This window comes from Pseudoalteromonas rubra (assembly GCF_000238295.3).
Classification (GTDB): domain Bacteria; phylum Pseudomonadota; class Gammaproteobacteria; order Enterobacterales; family Alteromonadaceae; genus Pseudoalteromonas; species Pseudoalteromonas rubra.
In genome coordinates, this window is the sequence record NZ_AHCD03000020.1 from 314150 (window position 1) to 330383 (window position 16234).

The following is a 16234-nucleotide window of genomic DNA, read 5'->3' on the forward strand; positions in this document are numbered from 1 at the left end:
TCTACAAGTTTGTTTGGTTCAATTGTCGGGAAATTACAATAGGGAGTGATGCTATGTTGTCCGATCTTTTAGGGAATATACTTAAAACTTACACCAATACTGTTCAGCAGGATGGCCTTGAGAAAGCATGCAAGGACTTCGAGCAATTTGACCCCAAACTACCCCGACGGATAGTGTCTTACGTGGTGTCGGGTGAATCTGACAGTGTATTAACCGACTTGCAGCAACTCACTGAGCAGCAACTTCAGGAAGTAACACTTCATCAGACACGGCTGATGATTTACTACCTTAAGGGTGGACAGAGCGGTAGTGGGTTTGAAAATAATGTCCGCGCCTACAATTACATTGATTTTTTGCGCAGTGCGTTGTTGTGTGACTTTGATGTTGCGCGTCGTCTTGGCAATGTGCTAGCCAGCTGCGGAAGGGAGCTTTCCATATCCACTGTGCAGAACCCTAGTTTACCCGGCTGGATCCGCCAGTTACTGGATGTGCTGAATTTTGCTTACATTCACGATGCAAACTCCCAAACCGGTGTGGAGCCTGCGCCGTTCCAATCTGTAACCTGGTTATTCGAACTGGCCAAAGCAAATGGCATTGATAAAGAGAGCATCTGGATCTATTTGCTGGAGTTGAGGGCGAATGCAGGGTATTTCGCGATGCCAGCCATTGAGCGGTTTTTAATTCATGTTGATCATATCGGGTTTTGCCAGCTGCCTGCTGATCCGCATCAGCTGGAAAAGCTGTCAATCGCAGCAAGATGTGAGTTAATACGCTTTGTTGTTGAGCGAAAAGACAAATCAAATCTGATGTCACTGGCGATGCTGCTGCATTCAGACTCTTCCAAAGTGGTGCGTGACAAGGCAAAAGCACTGCTGCCGTTTTTAGATACCCGGAAGCTGGCGTTATACCTTGAGAGCAACTACAGACATTTAAATGCCACATTGCGAAAACACTGGGTAGAAATAGCTCCTGAGTGTTTAGAAAATGGCGAGAGTTTACTGAAAACCTGGCGTCAAACAGAGACCGCTAAAGCAGTGCTGGAGTCTATTGAAAAAGTTTTGTCAGACAAGGCTGCAACAAACGAGGTCGCTCAGGCTTTTGCAAATATCACTTTGCCCAGCTTTGTTGCGCTGCCAGACTCAACCCCTTTACCTGAGCAGCTAAAACGAGATTGCTTCACTGCCCTGGAACTGCTGGCGGAGCACAAAAAAGAACGAGCCAGACAAGAGGTCGCTGATAATAAAGAGAATAACACCGACTGGACTTATGCCCAGAAGGAGCTTCAAGAGTTACAGGCACTGACGAGCAAAGACATTGCCCAAGAGCTGGTGGCCATTGAATCTGGTGTGGCAAATGCTGACACTCATAAAGTAAGGCGTTTTGTTGCGGAAGCATTTTCAAAGGCACGGGTTCTGGAAAACAGTGATATAGAGCTTATGCATTTGATAAACTATATCAATCTGTTCCCGGCTCGCTGTTATCAGGTTTTTGATCATTCGCTTTTTGAAGCGCTGGCCAGGACAAGCACCCCGCAACTGAATGATTATCGGCAGATTGTTGAGTACTACCAACGCAAAGGTTTCAGTACAGAGCGCATTAACGATCTGATCTTTAAACCATTTTGGGGAGACGAGGTAGATGAATTGCCCACTGGTGTGGGCGACACGATTAAGATATGGCCGTTTTTAATTGAACAAAAAGCCATATTAGACCATCGTTTGTTCAACCCGAAAGACCACGACCAGTTCTATCGGATACGTTATTTTGAAAGAGCTATCTGGTTGTTAAAGTATTTACCTAAATTGCCAACGCGCTACTCAAATTTTCTGTATGAGCTGGCTCTGGGGGATGCCAAAATATCGCGCTCTGCCGCACAGCAGGTGTTGGATCACTTTGAGATAGATATCGGGCGGGTAACACAGGCCTTGTGTTCGGGCAAGCAAGAGCTGCGTATTCAGGCTGCACGATGGTTGGCAAAATTGAATGCCCGGGAAGCCATTCCTGCACTGGAGCAAATGGTAGACAAAGAAAAGCGGGAATCTGCAAAAGCGGAAGGACTCGCGGCGCTTTCTGAGTTAGGGCAGGACATTTCTGCTTATTTGTCGCCAGACAAATTGCTCAAAGAAGCACAGCTGGGATTAAAAAAGGCCATACCTAAGTCCATGGCATGGTTCCCTTTTGAACAGCTCCCGGCGTTGTCTTTTTCTGATGGTAGCAAGGTGGATGCAAAGATCATTCGCTGGTGGATTGTGCTTGCTGTCAAGCTCAAAGAGCCCGGTGCCAATCCGTTGTTATTACACTATCTGCGTTTGCTCGACAGGACGAGTCAGCATCAGTTGGGCAGGTATGTTTTTTCCGCGTTTGTTGGTCAGGATACAGCGTGCCCTTCTGATAGTGAAGCGCATGAATACGCGCAAGAAAATAAAGCACAAAGGTATGCGAATTGGCAACGCTATGCCAATACAGACTGGGGAGCGGATTATGCGAACAAAACTGTTGAAGATGCTTATAAATGGTTGTTTAAATCTCACAAAGAGACTTTGCTGGGGTCGGCCATTAAAGATAAAGGCATGCTTTGCCTGATCAGCGGCATGATAGGTGCTGAAGCCGTTGAATTGGTATCTCGCTATATGAAGCAGCATTATACGCGACGTCACCAGATTGAAGCCATGCTGACCAGCCTGGCTAACAGTGATGATATGGCCGCGATACAATTACTTCTGAGTACGGCTCGTCGTTACCGCACCCATTCAGTGCAGGAAACCGCAAGAACTTTGATTGAGCGGATCGCCGAGCGAAATGGCTGGAGCCAGGATGAATTGGCAGACCGCACCATCCCCAGTGCGGGCTTTAGTGTTGCTGGTGAAATGGAGACTTTTGAGTTAGGTAATAGAGAGTTAAAGCTGGCGCTTACGTCTGATCTCAAAATATCGATTCTCAATGAACAGGGGAAGGCACTTAAATCTTTGCCACAGGCTCGCCAGGACGACGACACTGAGTTGTATAACCAGGCTAAGAAGCAATTCAACGCCAATAAAAAAGAGCTGAAACAAGTCATTGCATTACAAACGCAACGATTGTTTGAAGCCATGTGCTGTGGCCGCGAATGGACGTTTGCAGATTGGCAGGAATACTTATGGCAGCATCCGGTCATGTATCACTTGGTGCAAAGGCTCGTTTGGCAGTTTGAGATCGGCAACCAGTGGGTGGCTGCACGTCCCAGTGATGATGGCGAGTTACTGGACCTGGACGATGAAGAGCTGGAAACCGACGAGATCACTCAGGTGCGTTTGGCATCCGGTCATGAATTCACTGCTGAACAGCTCAAGCTGTGGCTAGCGCATATGAAGGATTACAAAGTAAAACCTTTATTTGAGCAACTAGCCGCAGCACAATTTAATTTGGCAAGCATCGAACCAAAGCAAACTCAGTTGACCCATTTCAGAGGGTTTTTAAGTGACACATTCACGCTACGTGGCCTGTTAACCAAAAGAGGCTATCAGCGCAGTGCAGCCGAAGATGGGGGCACCTTCTTCTTTTACTTCAAAGAATTTCAGTCACTGGGCTACCGCTTGATATTTGAGTTTTCTGGCAGCCAGCTGCCGGAAGAAAACATGGCTGCGGCTATTTACAGTGTGGGGGTTGTGCCCTTGTCTAAATCAAATTACTGGCGGGAGCAGGACTTTGTGCCTTTGAATGAGCTCAACAAAAGTCTGCTCAATGCTATGGCATTGGATTACGAAAGGGTCGCTGCCAAGTGTTCTGAAGATGCAAACTGGAAGAGTAAACTGCCATGGTGAAGCCATTACGCCAGCGAGCGGAGCAAAAATTTGCCAATGAACTGGCTTTGCTTAAAGAGCAAGATTCTGCACCTAAGCCACAAGGGTGGCAGCTCTCTCCCCGGGCTGTGAAGGCTTTTATACTCGGCGAGCCTGAGCTGGGGGTAGACAAAAAGTACTATGGCGAAGTCGCATTAGTAGAGCGTGCCATAGTCAGTTTAATGAGCAACCAGGGCCTGATGCTGGTCGGCCCGCCGGGTACCGCAAAGTCAATGCTGTCGGAGTTACTGGCGTGCGCTATCAGTGGGACCAGTGAGCTATTGGTTCAGGGCACTGCCGGGACAAGTGAAGAACAACTGAAATACACCTGGAATTTTGCACAACTATTGTCGAACGGGCCCAGTTTAGAAGCGCTGGTAAAAAGCCCGATTTACCATGCGATGGAGCAAGGCAAGATAGCCAGAATTGAGGAGCTGACCCGGTGTCCTCAGGAAATTCAGGATGCACTGATTTCAATTTTGTCTGAGAAACAACTCACAGTGCCTGAATTGGGGGTCAGTATTCAGGCTCAGCCAGGGTTTAACCTGATTGGCACCGCAAACCTGGCGGATAAGGGCGTGAATGAAATGTCCAGCGCACTCAAACGTCGGTTTAACTTTGAAACCGTACCGGTGCTTCAGGATCCCCTTCAGGAACGACGCCTGATCCAGTCACAGGTAAGTGCACAGTTAGAGCAACAGTCAGTGTCAGTTGCCATTGCCGATGAGCTGGTGGCTTTGCTTGTACAGGTATTCAATGATCTGAGGCGCAAGGGGCAGAGCAATCTGCAAAGTCTGGAAGCGGTTTTGTCGACCGCAGAGGCGGTCAATATTGTGCATGCATGCGCTTTACAAAGCCACTTTTTACAACAGCCGCTCAGCGGGGCGCATATCGCCCAGCAAATGCATGGCAGTGTAATCAAAGACAATGTGGAAGATATGGTTAAATTAGCCAGTTATCTCGACATTATCGTGCGCGAGAGAGCCCGTGAACAGGCCCATTGGCGGGACTTTTTTGAAGCAGGAAAAGTGCTGTGGATGAGCTGAACGCGGGTCAATGGAAACAGGAACTGTCTGAGCTATTTTACGCGCATGAGAGAATACGCTGGGCACCAATCCGTCATCATAGTCCTGCTTGCAGCTTGTACCTGCTTGAACTGTTAAATGCGTTTCAACCAGAGCAGGTGCTGATTGAGGCACCTGCGAACTATCTGGAGCACGTGGACGATATTGCAAGCGCCCACACCAAGCCGCCGATCGCCATCTACCAGCAAGGCAGTTTTTTTCCATTGGCTGAAAATAGCCCGGAATATCAGGCTATCAAGTGGGCAAAGCAGGCTGGGGCTGAGATCTGTTTTATTGACTTACCATATAGTCAAGACGCTCCAGGCGAGGCATGTTGGGATGAGTCCTGGCTAAACAGTTCTAGTTACAGCTTGCAGTTACAGCAGCGTTATCAATGCCGAGATGCCGATGAACTCTGGTGTCGCTTGTTTGAGCAAAAAGAATTTACCAGTGCTGATGCGTTCTTTTTTCAGGTTTTATTGTTTTGTGCGGCCAGCCGGGCGTGTTTTTCTCAGGCACAACTGGCGCGACAGGGCGACGAGCTGAGAGAAGACCATATGCGTGCTCATATCTCAACAGCGCATAAAAAAGACAACAAAATACTGGTACTGACAGGCGGATTCCATGTCCCTGCTTTATTTGCATTTGATGATCACGCGCAATTGGATCACACACCCGGTGAGCAAAGTTATCTGGTGCGATACAGTGAACCTCAGTTGGATGCACTGTTAGGCTATCGGGCAGGTATGCCATATCCGGGTTATACCAAAGAGTGGTTTCTGATGCGCCGCAGCAAAGTTGCAAATTTTGAACTGGTGTTGACTATGCTCGCACGCAGTGCCCCCGATTTTATGTCGGTTGCCGATAAGATTAAGGTCACCGAGCACCTTCAGGGAATATTGCAGTTGCGGGGCTTGAACCAGCCAAGTTATTACGACTTGTCAGATAGTATTACAAGTTGCTGGCTACAGGGAGAAAAAACGACTAGTTGGTTCACTCAGCTGCAGCTTGAGTGGCGTGGCAGAGCCTTGGGAGAACTGCCAGAGGGAAGCGTTGAGCTGCCTTTAATTGCGAATGTGCGGGCGTTGGCAAAGCAGCATCGTTTGTCTTTGCAGTACAGTGAAGCTAAAAAGGCACGGTTTGATGTTTTTGAGCCGAGCGGCTCAACACGCAACAGGCGACAATTTCTGTTTAGCTGCTGCATACTTGGCATTCCATTTTGTACGCGTTTGGTCGGCCCGAGTTTTTCGCATGGCGCGGACTTATCGCGTCAGCACGAGGTGTGGGAATACCAATGGTCTCCCCATGTCGAAGTCAGACTGCTTGAATTGTCCGGGTTGAGTGATAGGCTCGATGAAGTGGTGAAAAAAACGCTCCTGATGCAATTGCCCGATCTGGATTTCGAGGAGCGTATCGAGTGGATTGCCAATGCTATCCAGTGTGGGCTGGATGAACTGGTAGCGGACAATCTGAGCGCATGTTGTCAGGTCGTAGAGCTGCAAACGGATCTGAAAGCGCTGATATCAGCAATGATTCATTTGCTTTCATTGGCTAAACATCCATTGTTTGCTCATGAACACGATTTGCTCCGCGATCTCATTGAAAAAATATGGCTGCAGTTGTGTGGACAATTAACGCAATTGAATGCGCTGGAGATACGAGATGCACTGGATGTTTTGATGTCTTTGCAGGGCCTCTGCGTGACCTATCAATTGACGCCTGACTGGAAAGTACAGCTACAGAGGATAGTGAATAAACAAAGCCACAAAACCTGGCTTTATTATACAATCTCTGCGTTAATGGCCAGTTCAAGTGAAGACATTGATGCATTGGGCCATGAGCTAACACTTCTGTATTCGCGTGAACCTCAAGTCGCGTTTGATGCCTTACAAGCGATTGCTTCCTTGTTGCCCCATTGGCTGGATCAACAGCCGGTCATTTTGACACTCCTAAATGGTTGGCTGGAACAGATTTCAGATGAGCAGTTCAACCTGATACTGCCGTCATTACGAAAAATGTTTTGTCGCCTTGATAGTCAGGAGATTGACCGGATAGCTCAGCGTGTGCAGGGGATCAACCAATGGGATGAGCGCCTTGCATGGCAGCCCATTGGCATCAGCCAGAACAGCATTGACCGTGCTGCATACCTGCAACAAGAAATGATCATCAACTTAAAACAGCAAGGGTTATCTGAATGGCTGAGCGACTAAAATCACGTTGGCGTTTGGCTTTAGGCCGGTACGCGGAAGACCGCCTGGACGCCCAGCTGTCAGCAAACCAGCAAGCGCAGGATCAATGTCTTTTTCAGTTATATCAGCACGGTCTGGCCGACAGAGGGCATAAACTGAGTGCGGGCCTGGATGACAGCGCACCAGCTTTGGTTGAATGGCTGAATGACATTGACCAGCTATTTCCTAATTCTGTTTCTCATCAACTGCAAAAAGAAGCCATCGAAGAGTTCTCTTTGTCAGCATGTATTAACGAACCCAAGGTGTTGGAAAAACTACAGCCAAGTGTGGGGTTACTCAAGCACTTGTTGAGCCTGGGAAGCACCCAAAACCCAGCAGTACGCCAGCAGGTGCAAAGGATCATAGAGTCTGTAGTTGATGACTTGCTTGCCCGGCTAACGCCAGTCTTTACACAAAAACTGAGGGGGCGGATCAATCGATACGAGCATAGTGGGGCGCGAAAACTGGCTAACCTGGACTGGCAAAAAACAATTAAATCTAATCTGAAACACTATGACTTAGAGAAGAAAAAACTGCACTTTCAGAATATTTACTTTAATACGCGACACCAACAAAGCCTGCCATGGCACGTGATTATGTGTATCGATCAATCCGGATCTATGGCTGAGTCAATTATATATTCAGCGGTGATTGCGGGTATCCTCCATCGTCTTCCGACTATTTCGTTAACCTTGTATGTCTTCGATACCAGTGTCGTGGATCTGAGTTCAAAGGTTGAAGACCCGGTTTCCTTGCTGCTCTCAACGCAGCTTGGCGGAGGAACTCTGATAACAAAAGCCTGGCAAGTGGCAGAAAATGCCGTGTCTGATCCACGCAGAACTGTGATTGCAACTGTCTCTGACTTTTGTGAGGGAGGGTCTCCTCAGGCGCTATTTGAGCAAGCGCAAAGGTTAATAAGCAGTGGAGTAAAGATGATAGGCATGACGGCGATGAACGACCGGGGCGACCCATTTTACGATAGCTTTGCCACTAAACGCTTATCAGGCCTGGGTATGGAGATTGCGGCGCTGAGTCCAGATCAGTTTGCTGATTGGCTTGCGAAACAAATGGGGTTAGTGAAATGAACCAGCAGTTTTTAGAGCAGCTTACGAGCCCAGGGCTGGTCCGGCGTGCTAACAAGATATTGCAAAAAGAGTCGCCTGCGATTGAGAAGACCCACTCGAGTGTTGAGTACAGCTTAGAGGGGATGTCGGGAACATTGGATGTTGAAGACATTACCAAAAGCCGGTGTAGTTGCAATGTACAGGGGCTCTGTAAGCATCTGGTTGCCGTCGCTTTATTTGTGATAGAGAATGAAGATGCGTGTGAGGTAAAAGTTCCAGCAGTAGAGCCAGATGCACTCATGAAAAGTGCCGGGCGAGAAGCCGTCCGTCGAGTGTATAAACTCTACACGCTCAGCGCATCCTATAGCGGTACCAGGGATGGTGCCGTGGTGCACATAGAGATTAATGGCCAGGCATTTAGCTTTACAAAAGCGCAGCATATTGATGACTTGATCGGAGACTCTGCCAGTAAAGCAGAAAAGCTGTGGGGTATTTACCTTTACAGCTGTGAACAGGGCGTGGAGTGGCAGTGGCCGGATTGGTTGTTGGTTGAGCAAACTCAGATACAGACTAGCCTCAAGACACTACAAACAGAACTCAAAGCGGCGCTGCTCTGTGTGTGGTGGGTGGGTATCCATCGGGTGCGTTCTGCCCATTTACTGGACTTACAATTGTTAATCATCCCGCTGGCGAAAGCAGGGCTAAAGGCTGAAAGTCAGGCGTGTAAACGCATTATTGGTGCCTATCAGCGCTTTATATCGGGAGAAGGGCTCAGAGATGAACTGGTGATTATGACTGAGCTGGCATACCTTCTGGTCCTGATAGAGCAACCCATCAGTGAGGTTAAATCAGTCGGAGGGCAAGACCAAACTACACTCTTTTGCTTAGGTCCTGAACCCTGGCAAAGTGTGGGGCGCGCGCAAGGGCTTACCATTTTATTTCAATCGTCAGACGGCCAGATTTTTTCGGCTTCAGAAGCCAGAGCAAATACGTCGGGTCACTTTGACTCTGAACATGTCGCCCGGTATATGCGCTTTTGGGAGACGTCGAAACCCGCGATGGAACTCATGGGGAACTTGGTGTCATTTAATAAGTTAGAGGTGAATGAATACGACCGAATTCGGCGTACGCAGTCAACAGAGGTCATTGCTACAGAAAAAGGTGCTCCGTTTGTTTATTATGCTGATTTTAGCACCATAGAGTGGTCGGCTCAGCCGTATATTGTGATTGCACCTGATCGGTTTCATCATCTGGAATTTGATCAGGCACTTCAACAATTTCAGCTCCAGTATCGGGACGCAAATAAAAACACACTTACGCTAACGGTGCCTTATCAGAAAAACCATGCCTTGCTCATGAAAAACATGACCGCTTTGGAAGGTTTACCGGTTAAATATATCGCGTGTAATGTCAGCGAGAAGGGAAACCAAATACAGCTGAGACCCTTCGCACTGCAGCAGAGTGATGGGGTACAGTGGCAATCCTTATATTTCGACCAAATATCAACGGAAAGTCGTTTTCTGGACCGTTGGCGTGCCAAGTTTAATGCCCGAACAACTGCTGTGCCTGGCCGCGAAATAACTCAGTTACAACAGCTGCTTGCGGATTTTTCAAGGTGGTTATGTGCCTTCCCTTATCAAAGTGACGATGAAGTCAGGATTTGGCAGGGTAAGCTCGAGCAACTCGGCTTATACCAGCTATCCGTAAAACTTCAGCAAAACGACGACTTTGACCTGCTCCGATGCTTCTATATGCTGTATTGCTTGCGTAAAGCGGATGTCGCTTTACCTGTTATTTTGTATGATGAATGTACCTAAGAATAGTTTAGACTATTGAGAAATAATCAAAAATCAGACAAGTTATACAAGGTAACTGGAAAGAAGAAGGAAGGAACGAGTGAAATTACAATCAACCATGAAGTATAGCCTGTGCGCTATGCTGACAGCATTGGCTGGTCATAGCTTTGCGGCGCCAGACAGGTTACTTGCCAATGATGGCAAGGCGGAAGACTATTTTGGTTATGGTGCAGCGATTGACGGCAACACAGTTGTGGTGGGCGCGCACAAAGCGGATATCAATGGGATTAATGACGGCGGCGTGGGCTATGTCTACGTATTAGGGGAGAAGGGCTGGCAGCAACAAGCTAAGCTGGTTGCAAAGCCTCTGTCTGCTGATGACACCCTCGGTGGTAAGGTGGTCTTAAAGAACGACATTGCTATGCTCGGCGGTATGAGACGAGATGACAAAGGCAAAGACGCCGGTGCGGTGGTGGCCTTTGCACGTAAAGCGGACACATGGACACAAACTGAGATTTTTACCGCGCCCGATGCCAAACCGGGCGATGCCTTTGGTCAGAGTGTAGCATTTACCGACAAAGTGCTGGTGATCGGCGCCCCACGTAATGATGCAAAGGCGAACGATGCCGGTGCTGCGTATATTTATACCCGCTCTGGTGACACCTGGCGCTATCAGAGCAAAATCATGGCCAGTGATGGCGCGGCAGGCGACTTGTTTGGCATCGACGTCGCGGTTGATGGCAATACCATAGTCGTTGGTGCTGACTTGCACGACAAAACGGCAGAAAACGCCGGAGCCGTATACATTTACGTGCAAGACGGGGAGCAATGGCATCAGCAGGCTAAGTTGATGGCGTCCGATGGCGGTGATACCGATATCTTTGGTGTCAGGGTCGCAATTTCAGGAGATACGGCGCTGATTTCTGCGAGGCGCGATGACGTAGAGGGGCTGGGCGTGGATGCCGGCTCTGCCTATATTTTTGAGCGAACAGGCACGCACTGGGCGCAGGCTCAAAAGCTCACGTCACCGGATGGCGCGGCCGATGACCGCTTTGGCCGCGGTGTGGCGCTTAGTGGTGATACGGCGATTATCAGCGCGATGAACCATGACGCACAAGGCAAAGACACCGGCGCGTTATATGTTTATAAAAAGCGCGCTGATGGCTGGCACTATTCATCCAAAGTGGTTGCTAAACATGCGCAGCCAGGCGATCAACTCGGCTGGAACATCGGCCTCTCCGACGGTAAGGCGGTGATCGCGACCCCACACCATGACGCCAATGGTAAAGAGTCTGGTGCCGTCTACGTACAGGATCTGAATCAGTACAGCGCGTTTCATATTAAAAACCAGGTATCCGTTGCGGATAAAGGGAAAACGAAGTCTTCACAGTAATTAAACTCAGTACAATCAGACGTTAGTGTGGGTTATGTTCTGAACAGAAACCGTCATCTGGCGTCTGGCCAATTGCCGGGCTCAACAATGATGCCTTGATAAAGCAATGGGTCTAAAGTTAAAACTAACAATGGTGTTTTTAGCTGTGTGATTGATTTATGGTGCCCATGTGCTTACAGAGAGTGAATTATCGGTTTAAATAGGCCAACCACTCTTTCGCATTGGCAATGATAAACTCATAGCTATGACCGTTTATCAGCGTAATTCTGATTGCCTCAGTCGTTACAGGTAATATACCTGCCCCTTTACCATAACACCTCTCTATTTTTGATATGGCACTGCGCTCAATATGATACGGTCCTAACCCGAACTTTTTATTCAATGGCTCGAAAATCAAGGCGTCTTTTGTTGCTGAGAGTTTACCATCAGAGCGGGCGACGCCGTTTTGCATTGTTGCGATAGAAACGCTTGTTGAAGTTTTATTCATGACTTTCCCTTTAATGAATAAGTGTTTTTTATTACGAGTGGTTTTGATAAGTCAGCTATTTAAAAGCTCTGTGGAATTTAACAAGCAGAGGTTAAATTCCGCCTCTGCTTGTCTGTGTTTGCGTCCCTTCAATGCTGGGTACTAAATGCCTTTTTATTGGCCGCGCCTTTTTTCAACTGAATTGTGCCAGATAAAGAAAACGCTAGTATTAACCCCATTAAAATAGTCGTGACGACTTTCGCTACCCATGGATCTTGCACCGCGAACGCTGCTGCGTAACTAAACGTGAGTATGTTCGCGAACAGAGCCGTAAGGTGAATTCTAAAGCTTGTTGTTTTTTCTTTTAGCCTTGTAATGTTGAACGTGCAGGAGATTAAAAATGCGATAACCATTCCCGGGTTGCTCATCTGTTCAGGAGTAAGTTTAAAATTAAGGCTTATAAATACCAAAGCGCCATAAGCCACTGCGATTACAATGACAATGTAATTTAATAATAACTCTATCTTTGACTGCATACTTAACCTCTGATTTGTTGGTGTGGTTTTGTATGTTAAGCTCGTGCCTAGTGCTTTTCGGGGATACTGGCCAGTATGGACCGTTTATTTTTATCTTCTTGATTTTTATGTTTTTTATTTTTCTTTGCAAGGTGCGAAGAGGCCAGATTGGACGTATTTTTGAATACAAGGGAGTCTTGATGTTCAGTTTTAGTAATATCGTTGCCTTGGGCTGTATTCAAGCCTGTATTCAATCCTTGTATCTCTTGAGGTTTTCTGGCCCGGGCAGATTGCTTGCTGCTTTTATACTGCTTGTTTCAACCAATATGTGTGTTGGTTTCTATGTAGACAGTGGTCTTTTTGAACCTGATATGTTGCTCATAACGATGTGGGAGCGCTTAAACAGTTATTTGTTGTTGGGCCCCATTTTTATTGCGTTTGTTATGACAATGACAAATTCAGCGCATCGGTTTGATAAAAAAGATGTAATTCACTTATTACCTTTTCTTGTGTGGGTCGGGTATTTCGGTTCAATCTCATTGTATGAGCAAAGTGATTTTCTGGCTGCGCAAGCTTTTAACTTACAAACAGTATCAACCAGACCCTTTTCTGAGCGGTTTACCATGATATCTCTGTTCACCGCAGGGCATTTTTGTCTTTATCTGGCCTATGGTAGCTGGCAAATTTTTATGTTTTGGTGGCAACAACGCGGTAGCAGTATTTTTCGCCAGTTGTGTTGGTTGCTTACCGTCACTATGATTTGCTACCTGATGATGGCGAGTGTTTTTATCGTCTCTGTGACAGCAGTCATTATGGAACTTGAAAAATCAGATAAGCTGATTGCGTTGAGTTATCTGTCTACTGTGGTGGGCATATTTTCTATCAGTTATTTGTTGATTTGCTATGGGAGGCCTGCTGGCTTTAATCGTGCACTCGTAAAGGAGGGCATAACTGATAAAGACTTCGCAGAGCAAATCAAACCTGAAGTATCAACACAACAGAAAGGCCTTTTGATGTTGGTCGAGCAAGAGCTCAGGACGAACAAACTTCATTTACACCCTGATTTCAGCCAAATTCAACTGGCAGAAAAACTGAATATAAGCAGACATCAGCTTTCTGATGTGTTGGCCCTGCATGCTTCAGGTGGGTTCTATGAGTTGATAAACCAATTAAGGGTGGATGCGGTGATTGAGGAACTGGGAAAAAGGCCTAAAAGTGACAGGTTGATTAATATTGCCTACGATTGCGGATTTAATTCAAAATCTAGTTTTAATCAGGTGTTTAAAAAGCATACAGGAAAAACGCCGAGTCAGTACCGTGATATGGTTAAAACCAGTAAGGCTGAATCTCGCTAAGAGGAAAATGTGCATAAAGCACCACTGTGCGCTATTCAGACATGGTTGTCGTGTGGGGCTAATTCTTTCCCATCGTTTCAAAGCGCTTTTACTTTACTGATAACGATGAGTATTAGCCCCAGTAATAATCTACTCTGTACATCCAAATCTGGAATCCTATACGCCATCTAGTCTGGAAATTGGTTTTCCAGAACTGTACGGTCCTGCTACTAGCTGCTCAAAAGTGAAAATTGTCTAAAAGGTTAGTTCACTCAAAAAATAGCTGTGCTAACTGCAATGTAAAAGAAAGTTTTGAATAGTAGGCGTTTGCATTTTTTAAAAAATTAAAAATTGAGCTCGATTTATTTCGGTGGTAGGATTTCGTCAAACTGTTAATCTTTAGTCGCCTGATGCATAAATTGACGCTCATTCTGATCATGCTTTGCATTCTGAGTACCCAGGTATTCGGAAGCGTAGCGTATGAAGGAGAGCATAAGTCTCAGGGCGATGTGCATGCTTTACTGCACGAAATTGGTCAGCCACACAGTCACGACCATGATGATGAGGGTGAGTTTAGCCTCTCGTTTTCGGAAGAAGCCGTGAAGCACATCAATCAAGACCTTGACTGTTGTACCACGGGTATCGTTGAGGTGTCACCCTACTCAAATTCTGAAGTAAAACCGACAGGCCCGATCGCATCAATTAGCGTTGATTGGTCGCCCCCTTTTATTAAACATACCACACCTCCCCCCAGAGCTTAATCCAACTTAACTTTTCGTTGTCAGTGACTTGCGTCTGCTGGCAAGTGTTTCGTTTTTTTTGGATTAACTATGTCTTTTACGTTGAATATGCTGCGTACAGTGCAGCTGAATGCGAGCGTTATTTTCGTTGCGCTGATCGCATCGCTTTTTGTCCTTTCCAATGCGATGGCATCACCCGGGGCACACGGCCCGAATGGTGAGCACCTGGATACGCGAGCGAAAGTTGCGAGCTCCACAAACCCTAAATTTGAGAGTTTTACCGAAACGTTTGAGTTAGCCGGTGAGCTGCTTGAAAATGAACTCGTTATTTACCTCCATGACTTTAAAACCAATGCCCCAATTGCGCATGCATCATTGGATCTGGAGCTTGGCAACTTAAGTGCAAGTGCCGAATTTTATGAGCAATTACAAGCTTATGTACTTACACAGCCTGCGATGCTTTCTCAGTTACAACAACCTGGTTTACATGAAGTTGTTTTGACCATTTTGACAGAACACAGTGGTGATTTGCTGGTGGCGAATTTAGAAAACCATCAGGCAGCTGAAGATGCCGGCGCTCACGCAAATTCTGAGCACGATGAGCATCATCATGATTTTCCGTGGCTGATGATTGGATTGTGTATTGGTGTGTTCATTGCCGGATTGTTTTTGGGTCGTATCTCAAAGGAGCGTAAATAATGACATTTAAGAATGCAGTATTGTTTTCATTAAGCTTATATTCGTTCAGTTTGTTGGCCTCTCCAGGGGCCCATGGACCCAATGGCGAGCATCTCGATCAAAAACCAACTAGGGTAGAAGGCGCATTAGGCAAACAAGCTGACGGCTCAGTTATTATACCGATGAAGCATCAGACTTTACTGAATGTACGCACTCAGTTTGTTCGCGACTCTGAAGTGAAAAAACAGGTTCGCTTAGATGCCATTGTTAAACCTCATCCTGATGGATATGCAAAGATTCAATCCAGCAGTGATGGCCGATTAGACGCGCCTGAAACGGGTATCCATCCAACCGGTGTAAAGGTGCAAGCCGGGGATGTGCTGGGGCTTATCCGTTACCAGGACACCGCATACGAATTGGCGAGTCAGACCAGCGAATTAATCGCTATTCGTAATCGCATTGAACAAAGCAATCGCGATGTGGAGCGCTTAAAAAAGCTGGGAGATTTAGCCTCGAAACAAGCGTTAGAGCAGCTTGAAACTGAGCTGTTAAGCTTGCAACAGCAAGCGCAAGCACTACAAAAAGGCCTAGAAAAACCGGAGGTACTGATTGCACCTATCTCAGGTGTGCTCATTAATCATACGGTATCCAGAGGACAGTGGGTTGAAGCAGGCGAAGCATTATTTGAGATCATTGCCACTGAGCAGTTTTTAATTGAAGCCAGTACCCGTGATTTTGCGCTAACTCAGCAGCTAACATCCGCGAGAGTTGTCGAGCAGCCGGGCATCTCTCTCAATTACCTTGGTTTTTCACCGGAGCTTGTCAACGGCTTAGTGCACCTCAACTTTGAGCTATCACAGGGCCAGGATAATACTAACTTGTTTATTAATCAGAGTATTAGCATACAGGCGCCGATTGATGAAAAGCTCGAAGGCATCGTCATCCCGGCCAGCGCAGTTGTTCTCAGTCCAAATAATTTGCCACAAGTCTGGATTAAGCTCTCGGCTGAGCGCTTTTTGCCACAGCTTATTCGTTATCAAAACCTTGAGCCCGGGTTGGTGTTGGTGACCCAAGGGTTGGGCGCTGATAACCGCGTTGTGGTTGACGGTGCATCACTCCTTAACCAGGTGAGATAGGC

The 16234-nt window shown here is 46.9% G+C and carries 12 protein-coding genes; 10 read left to right on the forward strand and 2 right to left on the reverse strand.

Annotated features, from left to right (window positions below):
* Positions 1 to 53 precede the first annotated feature (53 nt).
* The 6 genes from PRUB_RS01510 to PRUB_RS01535 all read left to right on the forward strand — a co-directional run bounded on the left by PRUB_RS01510 (position 54) and on the right by PRUB_RS01535 (position 11363).
* Positions 54 to 3800 carry a DUF4132 domain-containing protein gene (locus PRUB_RS01510; protein WP_010383171.1) on the forward strand — a complete coding sequence of 1249 codons (3747 nt, stop codon included), beginning with the start codon at positions 54 to 56 and terminating at the stop codon, positions 3798 to 3800.
* Positions 3794 to 4864, forward strand: a complete 1071-nt coding sequence (locus PRUB_RS01515) for an ATP-binding protein (protein WP_010383170.1) — start codon at positions 3794 to 3796, stop codon at positions 4862 to 4864. The genes PRUB_RS01510 and PRUB_RS01515 overlap by 7 nt, the downstream gene beginning before the upstream one ends.
* The gene (locus PRUB_RS01520; RefSeq protein ID WP_010383168.1) at positions 4852 to 7092 is read left to right on the forward strand and encodes a DUF5682 family protein; all 2241 of its coding nucleotides are present in this window, start codon (positions 4852 to 4854) and stop codon (positions 7090 to 7092) included. The genes PRUB_RS01515 and PRUB_RS01520 overlap by 13 nt, the downstream gene beginning before the upstream one ends.
* A complete protein-coding gene (locus PRUB_RS01525; protein ID WP_010383167.1) occupies positions 7077 to 8195 on the forward strand; it encodes a VWA domain-containing protein in 1119 nt (372 codons plus the stop codon). Before PRUB_RS01520 ends, PRUB_RS01525 begins: the two co-directional genes overlap by 16 nt.
* Positions 8192 to 9991: an SWIM zinc finger family protein gene (locus PRUB_RS01530; protein ID WP_010383166.1), complete on the forward strand. Its 1800-nt coding sequence runs from the start codon at positions 8192 to 8194 to the stop codon at positions 9989 to 9991. Before PRUB_RS01525 ends, PRUB_RS01530 begins: the two co-directional genes overlap by 4 nt.
* A gap of 79 nt (positions 9992 to 10070) precedes the next feature.
* Positions 10071 to 11363 (forward strand): FG-GAP repeat protein, encoded by a 1293-nt coding sequence (locus PRUB_RS01535; protein ID WP_010383165.1) that lies wholly within the window; start codon positions 10071 to 10073, stop codon positions 11361 to 11363.
* A 187-nt stretch (positions 11364 to 11550) separates the two neighbouring features.
* Here PRUB_RS01535 and PRUB_RS01540 read toward each other — a convergent pair whose 3' ends face one another.
* Together PRUB_RS01540 and PRUB_RS01545 are read right to left on the reverse strand one after the other, a co-directional pair.
* On the reverse strand, positions 11551 to 11850 hold the full coding sequence (locus tag PRUB_RS01540) for a hypothetical protein (RefSeq protein WP_010383164.1): 300 nt from the start codon (positions 11848 to 11850) through the stop codon (positions 11551 to 11553).
* A gap of 128 nt (positions 11851 to 11978) precedes the next feature.
* Positions 11979 to 12365: a hypothetical protein gene (locus PRUB_RS01545; protein WP_010383163.1), complete on the reverse strand. Its 387-nt coding sequence runs from the start codon at positions 12363 to 12365 to the stop codon at positions 11979 to 11981.
* 107 nt (positions 12366 to 12472) lie between these two features.
* Here PRUB_RS01545 and PRUB_RS01550 point away from each other — a divergent pair, with 107 nt between their 5' ends.
* From PRUB_RS01550 to PRUB_RS01565, 4 genes are all read left to right on the forward strand, one after another.
* A complete protein-coding gene (locus tag PRUB_RS01550; RefSeq protein ID WP_162144653.1) occupies positions 12473 to 13699 on the forward strand; it encodes an AraC family transcriptional regulator in 1227 nt (408 codons plus the stop codon).
* A 389-nt stretch (positions 13700 to 14088) separates the two neighbouring features.
* Positions 14089 to 14439 (forward strand): hypothetical protein, encoded by a 351-nt coding sequence (locus tag PRUB_RS01555; RefSeq protein WP_010383161.1) that lies wholly within the window; start codon positions 14089 to 14091, stop codon positions 14437 to 14439.
* Between the two features lie 69 nt (positions 14440 to 14508).
* Positions 14509 to 15117: a hypothetical protein gene (locus PRUB_RS01560; RefSeq protein WP_010383160.1), complete on the forward strand. Its 609-nt coding sequence runs from the start codon at positions 14509 to 14511 to the stop codon at positions 15115 to 15117.
* On the forward strand, positions 15117 to 16232 hold the full coding sequence (locus PRUB_RS01565; protein WP_010383158.1) for an efflux RND transporter periplasmic adaptor subunit: 1116 nt from the start codon (positions 15117 to 15119) through the stop codon (positions 16230 to 16232). The genes PRUB_RS01560 and PRUB_RS01565 overlap by 1 nt, the downstream gene beginning before the upstream one ends.
* Positions 16233 to 16234 lie beyond the last annotated feature (2 nt).